Below are 20,453 nucleotides of genomic sequence, written 5' to 3'. Positions count from 1 at the left end.
GATTTAATCCAGATCCACCATTCTTTTTTGAAATTTCATTGGAACATCATCATTCTTCTTTGCAGGGAACATGATGTTTCTCATCACACCAGATATGGTTTTAACAAGTATGGGTCCGTCCATGATTACTTGTCTGATGAGGTACATTGGCCTCAGATAGAACTTTTTAAATGCAGATGCCTGTAATTTTTTGAGTTCGTCCAAGGAACAATCAACTGTCTCAAGAATTGGGGAGATCAAAGTGTACTTGGACCAGTCCTTAACCTTTATGAGATCCTTCTCAAGGGTTTGCTGATAGAACCGAGTTCCTGGATAGGGTGTGGCCAGTGAGAATATGGCGTAGGAGGGATTGAGTTCCTTCACAAAGTTTATGGTATTTTTAATGCTCTCATGGGTGTCACCAGGCATTCCAAGAACAACCGATGCTATGGTTCTGATTTTTTCTTGACGGGACACTTCAAATGCATCCTTGATCCTTTCTATGGTGGTTTGCTTGTTCACTGTGTCAAGCATCTGCTGATCTGCAGATTCAACTCCCATGAACACGGTGATACACCCTGCTTTTTTCATTTTCCTTAAAAGTTCCTTGTTTAAGGAATCAACACGTGATGTGCAACCCCACATTACATCGATATTTCTCTCTTCAATACCTTCACAGAGTTCAATCACACGTTTTTTACTTATGGTAAAGGTGTCATCCATAAATGCGATGGTTTCGATGCCCATCTCATTAACAAGGTACTCCATTTCATCTAAAATCTTATCCACAGATCTCATACGGAGTTTGGATCCATGCAGGGCTGCAGATGAACAGAAGGAACATTGCATTGGACAGCCCCGACTGGTTATCATGGTTGACATCTTAGTGTCCATGTTTAGAAGTTTGTAACTGTCCATGGGAAGTAGATGTCTGGCTGGAAGTGGTAAACTGTCAAGGTCCATGATCAACTGTCTTGGAGGTGTTACAACATCATCAAAAGCTATTCCATTAACAGATGTTAATGGTAGGTCATATTCCAGTGATCGTGTAAGATCCAGGAGTGTTTCTTCTCCCTCACCGATGGTAACCACGTCCACGAAGTCGTACTTTAAAATTTCCTTGTAGTTGAAGCTTGGATGGTAACCTCCCATCACTATCAAAGAGTCTTTACAAACACTTTTTGAGTATTCTGCAGTTTCAAGTGCCTTTGCTATGGTTGGTGTCAGTGCTGTGAGTGCTATGATATCTGGTGAGAACTCCCTGAGTTGTCTACCAACAGATACAAGATCCATCTCAAGAGCACAGGCATCTATGATGATGACTTCAACATCATTTTCTTCCAGAACTGCAGCCATGTATGCCAGTCCTAAAGGGGGTGCAACCACTCCCATAAATTTATATTTTGAATCCAATTGAGCTGGATTTATTAACGCTACCTTCATTTGGTCACCTCGTTGATTTTCAATTCTAATACATTTGGTAAAAATCAATAAAATGGATATGATGACTTGTTTTTACAAGAACATTTTAAACAAAGGTGTAAACAAGAATAAAAGTATGTAAACTATTTTGTAAACAATAAAAATTATAGATATAACTAATTCAAGTTACTGTTATTTAAACCTTGTGTAGATGGTTGTTGGGAAGAGCTACAAGTATCAATTAACAAATTCGAACCGGATTACTATTTAAAAACTATCTAAATTTAAAATAATAACTTTAATTTATGAATATCCCTCAACGTGTAATGATGGTTTAATATCCTTGATTATGGCAGTTTAGAGTGGGCAAATATGTTTTAACTGTCTTTTCACAATCGTTCGTTGTATTTTAATTCTTTAAATTTTAAAAGAAATGATGTTCCGTTGTTGGATTTTATTTCAAGTTCACCTTCAAGCTGTATTGCTAAACTGTTAATGAGTTTCAAACCGAGGGTTGATGACTCATGGATATTTAAATCTTCAGGTAACCCTATTCCATTATCTGATACGTATAATAAATAATAATCATCCACATATTTAAGTTTAAGAGTAATTATGCCGTTTTTATTTGGAAATGCGTATTTTGTGGAGTTTGATACAATTTCGTTTACCATTAAACCCATGGGTATTGCAGTGTCAATGTTTAGTTTGATGTCTTCGACATCCACATCCATGTCTATGTTAGAGGAAGGAGTGGAGTAGAATCTTACTACGTCACGCACCAAATTGTTTAAGTATTCTACCATGTTTAACTTGCCGATGTTTTGACCGTGGTAAAGTTTTTCGTGTATCATGGCCATGGATTTAACACGACCCCTACTTTCTTTAAGAATTTCCACTGTTTCTTCGTTGTCGGTGTGGTTGGCCTGAAGTGACAGGAGGCTTGAAATGATCTGCATATTATTTTTCACTCGATGGTGAATTTCTTGAAGCAGAACTTCCTTCTCCTTCAGTGAATCCATAATTTTTTCTTCTGCATCCTTGATATCAGAAATATCTATGATGATACCCCTGAACCCTTCAAATACTCCCCTGTTAAAAATGGGGTTTGAATGAATGATGATTGGAAAGAGACTTCCATCCCATTTCTTTGCAGTGTACTCATCACCAGAACCATTTCCATTGAGAACTTCGGTTACTTTTCCCTTTGATATGGATCTTTCTTCTTCTATTATCAGTTCCAATATATTGAGACCTTCATCAAGATGTTTCTGGGTGTAACCAAACATCAAAAAACCATAAACATTCATGAAGGTTAACTTGGCATTTTCATCTGTTTCAAAAACTGTTTGGGGAAGCAGATCTGCCAGTTCCCGGTACTTCTTCTCAGATTTGGCGATTCTGTTCTCAATACCCTTTCTCTTGGTGATATCTTCGAATATGTAGATCCAACCTGAAAATAATCCACTACTGTAAACAGGGGTAAATTGAACTTCTATCCACATATTTTTGGAGTTGTTCAACTTTAAATCAGTAGAACCATCATTTCTTCCATTTGGTGCTATTTTATCCCATATTTCCAATTTATCCCGGGCTTCCTGTCCGATACAGTACTTATCTAAACCAAGCATTTTTTCAGCAGCTGGATTGAGGTCCATTATTCTTTCGTAGGTGTCTAAAACAACAACTCCATTTTTCATGCTCTCAAAAAGTCCTTTGTAAGCTGGTGGCATTATATCGAGGAGTTTGTACCAGAAAATGCTCCAGACAATGAGAATTCCTGATATTGTTATGGCAAGAGGAGTTGGATCAAAATAGAATGGATATAAGTTGGTTATATAAATAGAATTACTGAGCAAAGGTATTAAAGCTGCTAAAAATATCAGCATGGCCTGTTTTTGATATAAATGTGAGGTTTTAAATAAATTCTGCCCCACCATGACAAGACCGGCAAGTATCAGGATGAAGGAGTATATTGCTGAGAAAATTGCAGCAGGACCGTGTTGATAAATTAAAAACAATCCCTCTGCAGTGTAAAGGGCAGTTATATTGGGCCAGATAAGCCCGTGCCAATCGTTGGTCAGGGCCAGATAAATGATGAAAATTGGAATTAAGAATAAAATAATTACCCTGGGCTTTTTTATTACTTCCTGGTTTTGGGTGTAATCTAGTGTGAACAGAAACCAAAGTGGAGGTATCAGAATCATTCCTATGTAACTCAGTTTTGCGTAGACAATCTTGAACATTACATCTGTTGAGGAAATTTCCAATGCACTAGTAAGTGACCATTCAGTCACAAATATGAAAAGTAGACAAAGATAAAGGGCACCATTAACTTTTCGCCTTTTCCAAGCACTCCAAGACAAAAAAATACTAATTAATGAACTGAATATTAACAGTAGTGAGTAGGTGATGTACTGAAATTCCATTTAATGGCCCCATAATTTTAAATTTAATTGTTTTACCTACTAAATATGCTTTGCTATTTAATTTTTGGGATAGAAAAAATTTTTAGCTTGGAGAACCATTAATTAAAACATGGAAACAGGTAGCGGATGGAAACAGTTTGTTGGTAAACAAACCCCTTCTACAGTAGAACTTAATGGGCTATTCTTTAACAAGGTTCCAACTGAAACCAAAGTCGTGGATTTTGGATGTGCATGGGGTAGAGTCGGATTTGAACTCCAAAAAAAGGGATACCATGTATGTGGATTTGATATCAATGAACATTCAATTGAGTACGCATCAGAACAAGCAAAGAAAACCAACAATAAATATCCTGGAAAAATAGATTTCATAACGGCAGATGCTTTAAATTTACCATATGAAACGAATTATTTTGGTGCATGTATAATGCAGGCTTTTTTAACCACTGTTACCAATCCTGAGGCTAGAAATGAAGTTATAACGGAAGCTTGGAGGGTTCTCGCACCTGGTGGAATACTCTACCTTGCAGATTTCGGACAGAACTGGAACAATCCCATTTACAAAGCAAGGTACCTGCGAGATTATTCATCAACTGGAGAAAAGGGAACATTTTTTGTGACTGAAGATGGTAAAGAAGGAGGAAAAGAACTTTTTTTAGTTCATCACTACACATTGGAAGAACTGAAACAGCTCCTAAAAAATCGGTTCGCCATAGAAACAACCCTGAGTACAACCTTTAAAACATTTCATGGTAACAACACCCTGGGCTACATCATCGTGGCCAAAAAAATCTAAATTTTGTAAGTAACAGCTAAGAGTGACTGGACAGATAGAACTAATGATTCTACAGTTGAAAAATATATGGGTGAATTCCCATGAAAATACAGATATACTGATTAAGAATGGGTTGTTTTGAGTTAATAGGCTCATTTTAAACTTAAATAGAGATTTTACGATTATTAAGAATTGATACCATGAAAAATTACAAACAACTTCAGAAGCTATTTGGAATGATAGATGGAAGGGGATACAAGAACTACAATGAAATTAAGGGAATTTATAAATTCGATTTTTTCACCCTTGAAATTCTTCATGTTCAACGGGATCCCTTTGCATCACCTTCGTTAATAAGAATTTTAATGGATGAAGTAACCTTTCCAAGGGAACTTCTATCAAATCATGGTAGAAAAATAGCGGTAGCAGATTATATTGGCCGTGTTTTCAATAAATCCATCAAAAAACAGGTTCAAGGCAAAACAGGTAGTGGAAAAAGTGGAGTGATATCCATAGATTCTGGAGGTCCAGAGATCCTCGAGAGAACCAGTGTCTCCATAGATGAATCATCCCTTGAAATCAGATTATCAGTGGGCCTTCCAGCCAAGGGAAGAAGAATACTTGGAAAGGAAGCTAAAAAACTGTTCTTAGAAATTCTGCCACGAATAATCACGGAATCCTGCATCCACGATCATGTTGATGCCGAGGATCTGAGGGAACATGTCTTCATAAATGAGGATTCAGACTTCATCAGAAATGAACTGAAAAAAAGAGGTATTGTGGCATTTATATTGGATGGATCAGTACTTCCCAGAATGAGTGGGATTTCAGAAGAACCATTGGAAGGAGCTGTAAAATTTAAAACTCCGGAATCACTTCTCATCAGCATAGAAACACCAAACCATGGCACTTTAACTGGTATGGGAATTCCCGAAGGTGTGACCTTGGTGGTTGGTGGAGGTTATCATGGTAAGTCCACACTACTAAATGCAATTGAAAGGGGTATTTACAACCACAGATATGGGGATGGAAGGGAGATGGTTGTAACAGATCCAAATGCTGTGAAGATTCGTGCAGAAGATGGAAGGAGAATAGAGGGTGTTGATATAAGTTCGTTTATTCACGACCCTCCATTGAACAAGGACACCTCAAAATTTTCATCTGAAAATGCATCAGGATCAACCAGTCAAGCAGCAAATATCATGGAGGCCATCGAAGTGGGAGCAGATCTACTGCTCTTTGATGAGGACACCTCTGCAACCAACTTCATGATAAGGGATGAAAGGATGCAGAAACTTGTATCAAAGGACAAGGAACCCATAACACCATTTATTGACCGGGTGAAGGAACTGAGAAATGAACATGGAATTTCCACCATCATGGTAATGGGAGGATCAGGGGACTACTTCGAAGTTGCAGACACAGTTATAATGATGGACAACTACGTGCCCCACGATGTAACAGAACTTGCCATGGATGTAAGGAAGGAAATACCAATAAACAGGAAAATTGAAACCAGCTCTAAATTCGGTTATAAAAAGAGATGCCCATTATCAGGATGTTTAAAACCATTTAAAGGGAAAAGGTTGAAGCTGGATGCACGTGGAAAAACTATGATAACGTTTGGAAATGAACTAGTAGAATTATCACATGTTGAACAGATAGTAGATACCAGCCAAACACGCGCAATTGCATATGCAATGAACTACATCTCACCTAAATACTTAAATGGAGAAATGTCCATGGAAAACATTATGAAAGAGTTAAAAAAGGATATTGAAACAAATGGACTGGATTACCTCGCACCCTCAGGACGAAAATATCCAAACAACCTATCAAAACCCAGAATATTTGAAATAGCAGCAGCATTAAACCGTATAAGAACATTCAAAGTCCGAAGCTGTCAATGATGGTATTAGATTGAAGATTACTCAAAAAATTTAAACCCTAAATGTATCGAGTCATAATATATTATGAGTTTGATAATGAATAGAGTTTTAATCCGGTTCCTTCAATCCATATCATCCACACAGCAATGAACAGCCTTTCAGAAGCTCCGTGATAGGAATAGAATTGGGTGTATGATAGTATTACAAGTGTAATTATCGAAAATAAGCCACATATGAGGGAAAACAACCTATAATGTCCCCATATGTCATTATTACTATTTCTTAACGCGAGCCAGGTTAAAAACATTGCTATTATAATTAATAAGAATGCTACGGCACTTACCAAGCCGTGGGATACAACATCTTTAGCATAAGTTACATCGCCTGGAGCAGACAACAATGTAACACCTGCCAGTATTATACACAATCCAAACACTGTAACTAACCATTTAACTGCTTTTCCAGCGCGATTTGGTAAATTAGCACCAAGACCCATGGCAAAGCCAATTGATAATAGACCAAATACCATGAAACTTATATTTTGAATTAATGCATAGGGCCCTAAACCAAGATCACTAACATCGTTTAATATCTGGCTGTAACCTGGCCTTAAAAGACTTTCTATAATTACAAGAACTGTGAAAAGAATTGGGGCAACGATCCCACAAAGGGCAAATATCTTCTGATGTTTCTGATACGAATCACGTGAATTATTATTGGTCATATGTTTCCTCCTGAAAATTCTCTGAGTAAGTTAACGTAATTTTAGAATAAAATTTATGGAGTAATGTATCCATTTTTAACCATAAAATCCTTTAACAGGTCATAATTTTCATCTTTAAGTGGATATGTTTCCGTTTTACCATCATATATAAAATTGATTCTTTTAATTGGCTGTCCTAAACTTATTTCTTCCATTTTTTTAAGTTTAAACCGTTTAATCTTACCTGTTCTTCTTGTTCTGTAGTAATTTTTTCTGTACTCTACAAATTCTGTTTCAGTAATTTCCAGGTCAAAAAATGCGTCTTCAAGATATAAAACAGTTTCAAGCAGATCTTTATCACAAATAATACAATTAGCTTCATTATCTGGATTTGCAACTCCACATTTGGGACATATTTTGTTGAAAGTTATTTCATCGTTAATATTTTCATCTAAGGACATAAAAAATCACCATACCCCGAGATCGGTTACTTTTTTTTTAGATTGAAAGACATGATGTAACAATAGCTACCATTAAATAATGTGAAACTGAGTTAATTAACAGATATAGTATTTGTGCAGTCAGATAAATTTACTTAACTAAGGTATGGTGTCAAGATGCCCTTTATGATATGTAAAAACTGTGATGTGTACTACGAGATAGCTGACAAGAATCTCGTGGAGGATATTAAAACATGCCAGTGCGGCACTAAAATGAACTACTACGAAAAACTCGAAGATTACCTGAATTTAAAGCTTCAAAAATCAGTATCAGAACCATCCATTGAAAAATTAACTTCGGACTACGAGTCAGCACTTTCAAGAATGATACTGATGAGTCTGAAACAGGTTCCAGTTCAACTGGGTATCAAACGTTTAATGCTTGTTTTAAAGGGGAGTAGTTCACCATTTATTTTTAAATACAAAATCAACCAACTGGAAACCTATGGAATCTTAAATAATTTTTCAGAGGAAGACTTGAGGTACATGGTAGATGTGTTGATTGAGAGGGGATTCATTGAATCGGAATATTTATCTCAGTACGAAGGTTCAACCCTTAAATGTACAGTTGAAGGTCAGGAATTTCTAAATGGTACTGAAACAATCAGCTTAGGTTTTGTAAAAAGAAATTAAGATCAGGACGGGATGATCTAAACTTTTTTTTTTATATCAAATTATTTTGTTTTAGAGTTGACAAACTGCTTCAGGTGTTTCCCTGAGGGAAATTATAACGTTTATTATGCATAGAATTGTTAAGATGAGGAGTACTGTAAAGCCGGATACAACCGTACTTAAAAATCCTGTTGCAATCACCAGGGCTATTACTAGGTAGTAGGGCATTCTGTAGTTTAAAAGTACTCTTCTCCTGCAATCTTCCCATTTAAATGATGAAATGAAGATTAAACTTATGGATATCAGGGCTAATGCTAGTGATAAACACATCAACCACGTGTCTGATGAAGCAAGTTCAAATCCAAAGGGTAAACTTATCACATGCTTAATTCCCGCGGCCGCACCCACCACTCCCAGCATGAAAGGAAAATGTGAGTATAACCACAACTGATACTTGGCAATTTGATCTCCCCTATCTTGAACCCTTTCTTCAGCACCCTCAGCTTCTTCGAAGTATCCCCACCACAGTGAAAAGGCTATTATCAATCCCATCAAACCCATGAGTTCGGTGATGAAGGCGGTTCCTATGTTGCTCACAGCAACTTCAAGACTTAAAATTGCCTCACCAATCACTATTATGCTGAACAAACCAAACCTCTCAGGAAGATGGGTTGGGTGGGGTGGGAAGTTGATGTGAATTTCCCCAGCAGTGAACGGTGTTAAGAAATCAATAAGTAGAGCAACTCCCCACAGAACAAATCTGTATGGATCAGGAACAAATGCAGATATAAGCCAAATAGTTGCTGCCAAACCAAATCCTAAGGAATACCTGTTGGTGAGTGGACTTGCCTGTGGTAATTTTCTCCCAACCCAAATATACTCTGCCACCAAAATAAATCTCAGCATTGCATATGAAATTGCAAACCCTGCACCCGAAGTTGTTAAAGCGTCTTTAACGTTAACAGCCAACGATGCAACGGCAACCATCTGTAACATGGTAACTATTCTGCTGAAAATGTCATCGGTACCAAATCTGTCAAGATAAAATGTATGGCCAGCCCAGCCCCACCAAATTGCAAAGAAAAGGGGTAATGATTCTAAGAAGGTTATCAAGTTGTAGCTGTCGCTCAAATTCAAAGCAAGCCTTGAAATAGCAGCAACAAAAATCAGATCAAACAGAAGTTCTAGCCAGTCGGCATGTTTTTCATCCGTACGATCACCTTTGTATCTTAAAATCGGTACAGTGATGAAATCTTTTCTAAGCTTCATATAAAACTCCCATACAATACAGTTAAATTTCCCCCATTTTTATATTTAACAGATAATTAATAATGTTATTATCCAAGGATAGATATAAACATTTCAATCGCTCAACCAAAGAACAAAATCATTTTATTGATAACCATTCATGACACGAATGAACCATAAACTACTCAGACACTAAACAGGATCAATAAACTCCTAATTTATGGTGCAAATACAGTGTTAAGCAGAGTATAGTTACCCAATTACTTATTGGGACATTGTATTTTTTTTTAAAGTTAAGATAAGCATTAATAATTGTTTAAAATTCATGAAACAAATTTTTTTTATCCGGGCAAACTAAATTAATTGGTTTAAACAATAATATAAATTAAGAATTTTTTGGACAGTTTAACAATTTTATGAAGGTTTTAGTGGGGGTTCAATAGAAAAATGAATGTTTCAGATGCATTAAAATCTCGTTTTACATGCAGATCTTTTAAACAGAAACCTGTGTCACGAGAGAAGATCACAGAAATTTTGGAAGAGGCCCTTCATGCTCCTTCCTGGGCAAATACACAACCATGGGAAATTTATGTTGCCAATGCTGAAAAGCTTGATAAAATCAGGGCTGAATATCTGGAGTATTTCGATCAAGACAAACCCAGAAATCCTGACGTGGCACTGGCAAGAACTTGGCCAGATAAATATCAAAAAAGGATAAGGGATCTTGCAGATGAGATGTACAACCACCTGAAAATTTCAGGGACTGATGAGAAGGAAAGAAATGCCAGTTGGAGAAGCAACTTCGAATTTTTCAATGCACCTGCTGTTATCTACCTCTGCATGAACCAAGAACTGGGTGAATGGTCAATGTTTGATATGGGAGCAATTTCCCAAAGCATTATGCTCGCTGCAACAGAAGCAGGTTTGGATTCAGCCCCTGCAATAAATCTGGTTGTGCATCCAGAAATACTGCGAAGTGAACTCGACATTCCAATGGAACTTTCAATAGTGTTGGGAATTGCACTGGGCTACAAAAATGATGAAGCACCACAGAGCAGTTTCAAAAGTTCAAGAAGATCCTTGGAAGAGGTAGTTAAATACTACGAATAAAAAAAAATACACTGAAAACAAATAGAAAATGGATCTATAAATGGAGGATAAGGTTATGGATGTATTTGAAGCAATAGAATCTAGGAGAAGCATTAGAAAATATCTTACAAAGGAAGTTGAACAGGATAAAATAGATAAGATCCTTGAATCTGCAAGGATAGCACCCTCTGCAGCCAACAGACAGGAATGGAAATTTGTGGTTGTAAAGGATCAACAAAGTAGGGATAAGCTTGTGGATGCTTGTATGGGACAGAAATTCGTTGCCCAGGCACCTGTATTTATTGCTGCATGTTCCACAGAATCTGAAAAGGTCATGCCTTGCGGACAGTACGCTTACTCTGTTGATCTCTCCATAGCATTATCTTTCATGATCCTCGAAGCAACAGAACTGGGACTTGGCACATGTTGGCTTGGAGCCTTCAAAGAGGACGAAGTAAAATCCATCCTGAACATTCCAGAAGAAGTAAGGTTGGTGGGACTCACGACACTGGGATACTCCGATGAAAGTCCTGATAAACGTCCAAGAAAATCATTTGAAGAAGTTGTAACCTATGAAAAATGGTAACCATGGGAAACTCTAGTTGTTGGCCTGGTTGTATATGGCCTCAACTATCTTTTCCACGTTTCCATCTTGCTGGTAGAGGTATTTATATCCGTTGTTGTCCAATAGCTTTCCTGGATTTGATAGTCCGTCCTTTTCACCCAGATTTGGTTCAAATTTTCCATTGTGGTTGGTGTCTTGAAACTGTGGAAAACCACCCTTTTTCCCATACTGTGGAGTATCATTGTCATCAGATGCTCTTTTTAAGAATTTAACTGTTTTTATATTTACATTTGTATTTATCCATATGGAAAAAACCTTCCTTGAACCAAGGGCCTTTTTGTAGTAGGGCTGTGCCATTTCCCAGATTGTACCTGCACATGCACCTCCATAAATATTTACTATTAGGGCATTATCGGGGACTTTAATATTTTTAAGTACACTGTAATGTTTGTTAGGTCCTAAACCATAGTTCACTGCGTACAATCCCTTTTTTTGAAGGCCTTTCATTATTGCATCCACCTTGGAATTATCGGCGGTGTTGTTTTTTATGTGATCACTTGTTATGTAAACCGGCCTTCCTGTTACCAAACTCAATTTTTTTTGGCTGTAAACCACGTTGTTAGTTTTATTTGTTTCATTCAGAACATTTGTGCTGTCTAAAACAATTCGAACGTAATATTCAGCATTTTTAAGGGTTTTTGGGAGGTTGAATGAAGAATTAACAACACGAGATTCCAAAGATCCCAATCCACCAATATGAATGCTTCCAATATAAACATTTTGACCAGTATCAGCTGATTTAAGGAAATAATCCATATAAAACTCTTTACAAGAACTTTTACCCAAATTACTTAGTGTGCTTGAAATTTTAATGGTTTTATTTCTAAAAATAACTGGATCAGTTTTAACATCCTTTAACACAACATCACAAGATGAGTTGTTTGATAGTTTCATTTGTTTATGAGTCCCAGCACTAACTGGGTTTACCACCATCAACATAACAACGAATACGAATATGAACACTAATTTTTTCATAAAAAAATACCTACCAATATAGTAATTGAAATTTTAATTTTTGATTCCGTGCATTTAATTTAGGATATTGTTGGATCATTAATTAACTTTTACTTTTTCCATGAATCTAAAAATAAAAAAAAATAAATTATTTTGATTATTACTAGGCTTTGATCAGATGTTTTGGATGGTTGTGCACCTTTTCTTTTCCGCATGCTGAACAGTAATCACAATCACAGTAACTGCAGGTCCATTCTCCTTCATAAACGCCTTTAGGATTCCATACTAGTGTTTCGTACCTTCCGCAGTTTGGACAGTAATTTTTATAGGTACTGGTATGGTACACGTAATCTCCACATGCTCCACAGGAACATTTGGATGTTGATGAAACTACTTTGTTGGATAGGGAAATGTTGTAGGCTATACAACCCACTTGCCTGGTGATGCTGTAGGTTTTAACACTGGATGTTTTGTTCAACTTTAAATTTTGAGTTGTGAGTAACTTCTCAAAATCATTGATCATGATCTTTTTTGAACCAAAGCTCACGTAGTTTGGAAGCCTATGATTTACGGCATAAAATCTTTCGACCCGGGATTTTCCATCCTTCATTTGTGCTAAAGAAATTGGGGATATGGTGAAACAAGATTTATAATTGGAATTTCCATTTTTATATGAATCTGTAACTGCACCTTTGCCAAGTGCAAGGTAGTACTTGCCTGGTTTGAGTTGGTTTACAGGGGTTAAGATGAGTGATTTTCCACTAACTTTATTGTTGGTTGAAATAAGTTTTCCATCCATATTTTTTAGTGTAATGGAATTTTTATTGAGTTTAATTGATTTAGAAAAAGTAAGTTTAATGGCTTGACTTTTAGGGATAATTGAATTGTTCCCAGGGTTTACAGAGTTAACTTGGGGTGTTGAACTGTTCAATTGATATGCATCAGAATGATTGATGTTGGATAATAAGATCATGCTAAACAGCAATATCCCAGATAAGATAAATATTCGCTTAATTCTACCGCCTCCGTAATCTAACTTGATTTAAAACAAAACAATCAAGTAAGATTAATATTGATAGAAATAATTTCACATATAAAGATTGTGCTTTTAATCTCTAAAAAAGCTGTTATCAGGGTTCTTTTTTTAATTTAAAGCCTTCTATAATCTTTTCATATCTTCCATATAGGGAAGATAGTTATTGAATGGTATTTTCAGCTTATCAGATTAATTTAATCTTTATATTAAAAAATTCGGCCTATTTAATCTTAGTTTAAACCGTTACTCCATATACTATTCTAACTTGAATGGTGGTACTTTATCATTAAATGATCAGGAGGTAATATAACTCTATAATAGCCCATAAAACTATTATTAACTTGTTAAAATATGTTTAATGGTTTATGCATCGATTTTCATATTTTTTTAATCTAAAAGCTTTAACCCATCTAAATCCAGATTTCATCCTGAAAAATAATTTGGGGTCCTTTAAAAATAATGGAGGTATTGATGTTGAGATTTGCAGAGAAAAAAAATAACAATTAAAAGATTGTGGACCTACAGTAATTTCACCATGGATATGGTGCAGAATATCACAAATAACTAATTTAAATATGCTAAAAAAAGCACGAGTTCAAAAATGAAAAAGATCTAGGGCTTAAATAAAAAAATTAGGATGGGGAGTTGTTTTGAAATCAGGGTAACAGTTCTCATTGATTCAGCTCGTAGTCTTTGTAGGCGGCATCCAAGGTTTCTAACATTTTTTTACCAATCTCTTCATAGGCTTCGTATCTTAAATTGGCCAATGAAACCCTCACAGTCCATCCTGGAGCATCAAAACCGGATCCTGGTAGGATTACTACGGATTCTTTGTCCGCTAATGCAAATACGAATGAAACTGAGTTGTAGTTTTGTTCCATCCACTTTGCAAATGAGTGGTTGTACCTGTTTTCTGCAATTTTCAGGAGATCGATGACGGCGTAGTAGTTGGTTGCAGTTCTGTCGTAGTCGAGAGGCAGATCCAGGGCGTTGTAGAGTACGTGTATACGTTTGTTCAGGGCTTTTTTGGTTCCTTCGATGTAATTAACATTGTCCTCGATCATAAAGAAAAGTGAAAATAGTGCCATTTGGGTTTGTTGAGGAAGTGATAATCCTGCAGTGTGATTTAGAGCTACAGAACGGCTGTCTGCAACTAACCTGTCTATGAACTTCATGTTTTCAGGATCCAAACTGATACTTTCGTACCTGTTAATGAGATCTGCCCTTTCAGATTCTGGCAGGTTTCTTATCATTTCATCTATCCTGTTGTTTTCATAGATTGCAACCACACCCAACCTCCATCCTGTGCATCCCATATGTTTACTGAAGGAGTAGACACAGATGGTGTTTGAAGGGATTTCTGCCATGATTGAATGGAAATTCTCAACAAATGTGGCATAAACATCATCGCTAATGATGATGAGTTCAGGATTATCATTTTTTACTATATCTGCAATTAATTTAATTTTAGCATTACTTATGGCTCTTGCCTGTGGATTTCCAGGATTAACCACAAAGAATGCTTTGATTGATGGATCCTTCAATTTTTCAAGTTCAGAATCTGGGTACTGCCAATCATCATCGGGATCTGCCATGATCTCAACTTCCACCAAGTCGTAATCATTTAAACGTGGAATTTCAAGGTATGGACTGAATATTGGTGATGCTATGGCAATTTTATCCCCCTTCTTTATGAGCTTATTTTCCATGAGGGAATTGAAAACGTATATTATTCCACCGGTTCCTCCTTCGGTTGCAAAGAGATCGTACTTACATTTTTTTTCTTTGTTGTTGCATAGAAATTCGATCAAAAATTTATGAACCACTTGCTCTACATGTGGCAGGATCCTGTCGGGTTCAGGATAAAAGTCGCCTATACTTCCTGTTGACAGTTCGTAAACCCATGAATCTGGTTCGAAGCCCAATTGGTTTATTCCGTATTCAACCGAGCTTTCTAAAAATTTCATACCCGGTGCATCTGGATTTGCCTTTGCAAACTGTTTGAAATTGTTGTATATTCCTGTTTTTTCGGGATGAAATCCTGTATGTATGTATTCGCAGTCACACTTGGATTCCAAAACTGCGAAGTTTCCAAGGGTAAAGAAAGCTTGACGAGGGGTGGTTGCAATCCAATTAGGGTTTCCCCGACCGGCATTTAGCAGTGTTCTGTCTAAAAAGTTTCCAGCAATATTGGTCAGTGCGAATTGAACTTCAAATGGACTGAGTTCCATATAACTTTTTAATTCCTTATAATCCATGGTTTCACCATCAAATCTGAATTTATACAAAGTAGTTCGTTTAGTCCCCTTCATTCATCATCTGAATTGTCATATTTTTAAACTGCAGAGCATCGGGATTTTGGGGATCCTTAATTAAAACATCATCAAAACATTCTAATGCTTCTTTAAATTGTTTGTTCATTCCCAGGCAAACTCCCTTTTCCAGTAGTGCAAGTAGGAATTTAGGATCTTCATCCAGGGCATTGTCAAATGATTCAATGGCCTTTTCATACTCTCCTACTTCCTTGTAATTTAAACCTATCTGGTGCCATGCCCATGGATTTTCAGGTTCCATCTCAAGAACTGCTTCAAATGTTTTTATGGATGCGTCATGGTCTCCCATATGTTTTAAGGCCACACCACGATAATTCAATGCTTCTACATTATCTGATTCTAAGTCTAATGCTTCATCAAAATATTCCAGTGCCTTTTCGGGTTTATCCATAAATCCATATGCCTGACCCTTGTTTATCAGCACATCAATGTTGTCTGGGGAAATATTGAGGACTGCATCAAAATTTTTGAGTGCTTCATCGTAGTTTCCCTGCTCCATGTTTATGAGTCCAGTTAGATGGAAGGCTTCGTAATTTTCAGGATCCATTAGGGTCACCATTTCATAGCTTTTGAGTGCTTCATCAGCCCTTCCAAGCATCATGAGAGACCTTCCCTTGAAGTACCAAGCACCAATATTTTTGGGTTCAATTTCGATGGCCTTGTTAAAGGATACTAAAGCATCTTCAGGTTTGTTAAGATATTCCTGGGAAACTCCAATTAAAAACCATGCTTCATCGTTGTCAGGGTCTATAGAAGTTATTCTTTCGAGAGTTTCTATGGATTCATCAAATTTAGCAATGTTTTGTTGGGTTCTGGCCTTTAAAAATAGTGCAGCAACCTGGTTGGAATCAATTTCAAGCACCCTGTCACAGTATAAAATTGCATCATCGTAGTCTTCAACACTTATGAGCACACTTGCCTTGTTCATCAGCGCTGTTTGATCGTTAGGATTCAATTCAAGTGCCTTTTCAAGACATACTAATGCTTCTTCATTTCTGCCGAGGGTTAGGTAGGTGGCTCCCTTGTTGGTCCACGCCTCTGAAAACTCTGGATCTATTTCCAGGGCATGGTTGTAACATCCAATTTCCTCTTCATGTTCGTGGATTTCGTAGAGTGAGAGTGCCTTGGAATTCCAAATTGCAGCAGATTTAGGTTCTAAATCCAGAGCCCTGTCGTAGGATTCTATTGATTGTGGGAACTGTTTAAGGTTGTACAGTACCAGACCTAACTTGTACCATCCTTCGGTATTTAATGGGTTTAAATCTACTGCTTTTTTGTAACAGTCGAATGCTTCCTTGAGTTCATTCATTTTGGTTAGGGTTTCTGCCTTCAAGAACCATCCTCTATCATCATCCACATCGAGGTCTATTGCATGATCAAAACATATGAGTGCGTCACTGTAGCATTCAAGCATGCTGTATGCAACACCCTTAGCATTCCATGATTCAACAAATAATGGATTAAGGTTTAAACTAGTTTCAAAGGCTTCAATTGCTTCATCAGTTCTTCCAAGTCCTCCCAGAGCATTTCCCTTCTTGAAATACAGGTCAGGATCGTCTGAAACCTCTTCAAGAACTTCGTTAATTGAGTTTAGAGCATCATCATACCTTTCAAGATTGAGCAGGCAGTTGGTCTTTTCTTTGAGAACAGAATTTTTGTTATCGGTGGTTTTTAGGATTTCATCGAAGAGAATTAAAGCCCCTTCAAAGTTTCCCATTGATGAAAGTAGGAAAGCCTTGTTATTTATGAGAACTTCGTCATCTGGATGGATTTCCAGTGCCTTGTCAAAACATTCTAGTGATTCATCATATCTTTCAACAAGTAACAGTGCCATGCACATGTTGTCCAATGCCCATGGATAGTTCGGCATGATAGCAAGGGATTTATCAAAACATTCTATTGCTTCGTTTATTTTTCCAAGACCCATGAGGGCCATACCCTTACGTGTCCACGTTTCATAATCCTCTGAATTAGTCTTCAGGAGCTCATCACAAGCTTCAATAATATCACTGAATTTTTGATGGTTTTCACCGTCATGATCTTCCATAAGCGACCTCCTTTACAATTTATTATATCAATGAAACTTCATGTAATTATCCCTCGATGTTGATTCAAAAATGTTGTTTATCCCAGGTTTTTTTCATGGGCAGGGTTGTTTTAATAGTAAATATTTAATCTTAAAATTAACATACAAATGCATAGGAAGAAAAAACTAGTGATTGAAAATGTTTATTAAGCATCATTTTTTTTGAGGAGGAATGATTTTTTTGAGTGAAGACAAAGATTTATCAGCGATTGAAGAGAAGGCAGATGAAATTTTAAAGGGCCATAATGGAGTTTATTTAGATAACAGATTATATTCTGCTTTACGAAAGGACTTTCCGGAATTATCAAGGAAAGATTTTAGAAAAGTCATAGATAATCTCTTAAAGACAGGATATTCCATTGAAAGAGGATTAATAAGGCCTTTAACAGAAAATGAGATTAAGGTGCAGATGAAGGAGCATGATGAAGGAAAAAATTCAGGTAAAGGTTCATCTGATCGTCCAAGACTTTCGACTAAAAGAGGTATTTAACAAACAGTAACAGGATAATAAATCCTTTTTACCTTCTTTTTTTTGTTAACATCGATATTAAAAAAAATTTATTTGATTTTATATAATGGATTTACATATCCTTTGAAAGGTCTTCAAATTCCCTGTTGTAAATGGCTGTAAATTCCATCAATTTGCTGAATATGTATTTGACAGTATCAACATTTCCAGCTTCAGCTTTGGTTACAGATACAAAAACATCAACTTCAACCCTGTTTTTATCTGAATTGTAAGACAATTCAAAATGCCTTGTTGGTTCTACAGGGCCTAATTTCCAGCTTAACAACCTATAAAGCATTTCCTTGGAATCATCTTTGGACAGTTCATTATCAAAGAAATTTAACTCACCATGAAATGCATTTTTTTCCCGATTTATCTTTACATTATCGATCTGCATGCTTGTTTCACCCAATAAATTTAAGTTGTTAATAGTTCTTATTTTTTTTTAAAAATAGGGATAATTTAGTAAGTTAATGTAGAAGATTTTTTGTCAGTTGGCTCAGTTTAATATACATTTTTTAGAAATATATTTCATGTTTCAGCATCATACTATACAGTATAATCTTTAACATAATCCTTGGAGAATCTAATTCTTTAATCGTAGGAACAAAGAATGAATCAAAATCAAAGATCAGTGTTACTCGTAGTAGTTGTCTTAGTTATAATGGGGTTCACTGCAGTAATAGTTTTTAACAGTTCATCAACGTCAGCATCAACTTTAAACGCTCAAGCAGCTGATTCTGTTGTTTATGTAGAGAATGGTGTGTCTGGAGTTGTTACCATCACTGATCCATTTCTTAACAAGACATCTGATGTTAACATTGGCTACTATCCCCTTGATTCTGGATCAGGATTTGTAGTTAACGATGAGGGGTACATTGTCACAGCCTACCATGTTGTGGGTGATCCACAGGCTGTGCAGGATAAAGGAGTTTTAAGATTGATGGAATCTGGAGATATCCAACAGTACCTTGAAAGAGCAGCAGTATCCGGATATGTGTCGAGGTACAATCCTCAATTAGGCTTAGAACTCCTTAACAACACTACAGGCCAGGGGTTAATTCAAACACAGCCAGATGCAAACACGACAACCGAACTAATGAATCAAAGGAACCTGCTCCATGTTCAATCAGCCAAACAACAAATTAGGGTCCGACTTCCAGGGAGCAGTGTCGGACAATACGTGAATGCTAATTTAGTTGATGTTGGAAATCCAGAAACATCGGAGGATATGGCCTTGATTAAGATCAATACATTTTTTATCAGGTTACATCCACTCACATTAAATTCTAACACTCCCATTTTAAACCAGAGGATTCATATATATGGGTATCCTGCAACAAAGCAGGGATCGTACTCAAATTTTAACAGTTCTTCACTCAAACCAAATTCTAGCTCAGGTGTTGTAACCAATGAGTTACCTACCAACGGAACCTTTTATTATGAAACAACAGCACAGACAACCTATGGATTCAGTGGAGGGCCAGTTCTAGACTCTAACAACGAAGTTCTTGGAATATTAATATATAAATTAGTGACATCCAATAACACAGATCAATCTAGAAGTGTTTTTCTTTCGTCACAGTATATTACAAAACTCTTGACTAAAAACAACGTATCCGTGAACACGGAATGAGATTGTTATTCATTACATTTTTTTTTATCAAAACTATTAAACTCTCAAAAGATCAACGTTTGTCCAGAATTTAATTTAGACTAAATTACAGGCTAAATAATATGGAGCATTTTTCATTGAACAGTTCTTATTTAATTCAAATTTTGAGGTGTTATTTAAATGGATTCTACTAATTTAGAGACAGATATCAAGATTACAGAAGAAGATGTCCTGGAGTTACTGCATCTCTTTACCAAAGTTCCATCCCTAATTCTTAAGGGAGTAGTTGCAAGAAGATCTAATGTGGTCAAGTCATTCGAAGGTAAAATATTGGAATATAAAGAACAGCTGTCAGAGGATGAACTTGCCAAGATCAGGGTGGTACTAGAAATGCCAACTTCTGAACTCCAGAAAATACTGCATAACGCATATGAAAAAACTGGAAAGAAACAGTTAAAAATACTTTCCGAAAAAAATGCAGAACCGTTTATCGAGAAAAATTTGGATGCCCTCGAAAAAATTCTTTTCAATGCATAACCACATTTAAGTTGGATTATTTTTTTAGTATTCAACATTAATTTTTATCATTTTTTTTTGTTCATGGATTTTGCGTTTTAGAGGGTAATTGTATTATTTGAATGGTTTTTGTTGAG

Annotated in this window: 18 protein-coding genes; 8 read left to right on the top strand and 10 right to left on the bottom strand. The window is 36.3% G+C overall.

The features are described from left to right. Window positions 1–3 precede the first annotated feature (3 nt). Both METBO_RS09125 and METBO_RS13120 read right to left on the bottom strand, forming a co-directional pair. Window positions 4–1,422, bottom strand: a complete 1,419-nt coding sequence (locus METBO_RS09125) for a B12-binding domain-containing radical SAM protein (protein WP_013645420.1) — start codon at window positions 1,420–1,422, stop codon at window positions 4–6. 368 nt (window positions 1,423–1,790) lie between these two features. After that, entirely contained in the window at window positions 1,791–3,830 is a 2,040-nt protein-coding gene (locus METBO_RS13120; protein WP_013645419.1) for a histidine kinase N-terminal 7TM domain-containing protein, read from the bottom strand. Between the two features lie 109 nt (window positions 3,831–3,939). Here METBO_RS13120 and METBO_RS09115 point away from each other — a divergent pair, with 109 nt between their 5' ends. Both METBO_RS09115 and METBO_RS09110 read left to right on the top strand, forming a co-directional pair. Then, complete coding sequence (locus METBO_RS09115; RefSeq protein WP_013645418.1) at window positions 3,940–4,623, top strand: class I SAM-dependent methyltransferase; 684 nt, start codon at window positions 3,940–3,942, stop codon at window positions 4,621–4,623. 179 nt (window positions 4,624–4,802) lie between these two features. Next, the gene (locus METBO_RS09110; protein ID WP_013645417.1) at window positions 4,803–6,512 is read left to right on the top strand and encodes an ABC-ATPase domain-containing protein; all 1,710 of its coding nucleotides are present in this window, start codon (window positions 4,803–4,805) and stop codon (window positions 6,510–6,512) included. Between the two features lie 61 nt (window positions 6,513–6,573). On the opposite strand, the gene METBO_RS09105 is transcribed toward METBO_RS09110, so the two are convergent. Both METBO_RS09105 and METBO_RS09100 read right to left on the bottom strand, forming a co-directional pair. After that, window positions 6,574–7,215: a DUF998 domain-containing protein gene (locus tag METBO_RS09105; RefSeq protein ID WP_013645416.1), complete on the bottom strand. Its 642-nt coding sequence runs from the start codon at window positions 7,213–7,215 to the stop codon at window positions 6,574–6,576. A 53-nt stretch (window positions 7,216–7,268) separates the two neighbouring features. Then, window positions 7,269–7,655, bottom strand: a complete 387-nt coding sequence (locus tag METBO_RS09100; protein ID WP_013645415.1) for a hypothetical protein — start codon at window positions 7,653–7,655, stop codon at window positions 7,269–7,271. Window positions 7,656–7,811: 156 nt separating this feature from the next. On the opposite strand from METBO_RS09100, the gene METBO_RS09095 reads away from it, so the two are divergent. Further along, window positions 7,812–8,327: an RQC domain-containing protein gene (locus METBO_RS09095; RefSeq protein ID WP_013645414.1), complete on the top strand. Its 516-nt coding sequence runs from the start codon at window positions 7,812–7,814 to the stop codon at window positions 8,325–8,327. A gap of 51 nt (window positions 8,328–8,378) precedes the next feature. Here METBO_RS09095 and METBO_RS09090 read toward each other — a convergent pair whose 3' ends face one another. Further along, window positions 8,379–9,575 carry a low temperature requirement protein A gene (locus METBO_RS09090; protein ID WP_013645413.1) on the bottom strand — a complete coding sequence of 399 codons (1,197 nt, stop codon included), beginning with the start codon at window positions 9,573–9,575 and terminating at the stop codon, window positions 8,379–8,381. Between the two features lie 426 nt (window positions 9,576–10,001). Between METBO_RS09090 and METBO_RS09085 the strand changes: the two genes are divergently transcribed. Both METBO_RS09085 and METBO_RS09080 read left to right on the top strand, forming a co-directional pair. Beyond that, window positions 10,002–10,664 (top strand): nitroreductase family protein, encoded by a 663-nt coding sequence (locus METBO_RS09085; RefSeq protein ID WP_013645412.1) that lies wholly within the window; start codon window positions 10,002–10,004, stop codon window positions 10,662–10,664. Window positions 10,665–10,719: 55 nt separating this feature from the next. After that, a complete protein-coding gene (locus METBO_RS09080; RefSeq protein ID WP_013645411.1) occupies window positions 10,720–11,229 on the top strand; it encodes a nitroreductase family protein in 510 nt (169 codons plus the stop codon). A gap of 12 nt (window positions 11,230–11,241) precedes the next feature. Here the strand turns inward: METBO_RS09080 and METBO_RS09075 are convergent, their stop codons facing one another. From METBO_RS09075 to METBO_RS09060, 4 genes are all read right to left on the bottom strand, one after another. Continuing rightward, window positions 11,242–12,243, bottom strand: coding sequence for a CARDB domain-containing protein (locus METBO_RS09075; protein WP_013645410.1), 1,002 nt, complete (start codon window positions 12,241–12,243; stop codon window positions 11,242–11,244). Between the two features lie 142 nt (window positions 12,244–12,385). Further along, the gene (locus METBO_RS09070; protein WP_013645409.1) at window positions 12,386–13,195 is read right to left on the bottom strand and encodes an Ig-like domain-containing protein; all 810 of its coding nucleotides are present in this window, start codon (window positions 13,193–13,195) and stop codon (window positions 12,386–12,388) included. 734 nt (window positions 13,196–13,929) lie between these two features. Next, window positions 13,930–15,516 carry a bifunctional aspartate transaminase/aspartate 4-decarboxylase gene (locus METBO_RS09065; RefSeq protein ID WP_048186433.1) on the bottom strand — a complete coding sequence of 529 codons (1,587 nt, stop codon included), beginning with the start codon at window positions 15,514–15,516 and terminating at the stop codon, window positions 13,930–13,932. Between the two features lie 40 nt (window positions 15,517–15,556). Next, on the bottom strand, window positions 15,557–17,638 hold the full coding sequence (locus tag METBO_RS09060; protein ID WP_013645407.1) for a tetratricopeptide repeat protein: 2,082 nt from the start codon (window positions 17,636–17,638) through the stop codon (window positions 15,557–15,559). Window positions 17,639–17,858: 220 nt separating this feature from the next. Here METBO_RS09060 and METBO_RS09055 point away from each other — a divergent pair, with 220 nt between their 5' ends. Further along, window positions 17,859–18,167 carry a hypothetical protein gene (locus METBO_RS09055; protein ID WP_013645406.1) on the top strand — a complete coding sequence of 103 codons (309 nt, stop codon included), beginning with the start codon at window positions 17,859–17,861 and terminating at the stop codon, window positions 18,165–18,167. Window positions 18,168–18,258: 91 nt separating this feature from the next. Here the strand turns inward: METBO_RS09055 and METBO_RS09050 are convergent, their stop codons facing one another. Next, window positions 18,259–18,582, bottom strand: a complete 324-nt coding sequence (locus METBO_RS09050) for a hypothetical protein (protein ID WP_013645405.1) — start codon at window positions 18,580–18,582, stop codon at window positions 18,259–18,261. 216 nt (window positions 18,583–18,798) lie between these two features. Between METBO_RS09050 and METBO_RS09045 the strand changes: the two genes are divergently transcribed. Next, window positions 18,799–19,821, top strand: a complete 1,023-nt coding sequence (locus tag METBO_RS09045; protein WP_013645404.1) for a S1 family peptidase — start codon at window positions 18,799–18,801, stop codon at window positions 19,819–19,821. A gap of 159 nt (window positions 19,822–19,980) precedes the next feature. Beyond that, on the top strand, window positions 19,981–20,337 hold the full coding sequence (locus METBO_RS09040; RefSeq protein WP_013645403.1) for a hypothetical protein: 357 nt from the start codon (window positions 19,981–19,983) through the stop codon (window positions 20,335–20,337). Window positions 20,338–20,453 lie beyond the last annotated feature (116 nt).

The sequence above is a fragment of the Methanobacterium lacus genome (assembly GCF_000191585.1).
GTDB lineage: Archaea > Methanobacteriota > Methanobacteria > Methanobacteriales > Methanobacteriaceae > Methanobacterium_B > Methanobacterium_B lacus.
The sequence above is the reverse complement of the archived record's forward strand: the minus strand, read 5'-3'. Positions and strand labels throughout refer to the sequence as shown.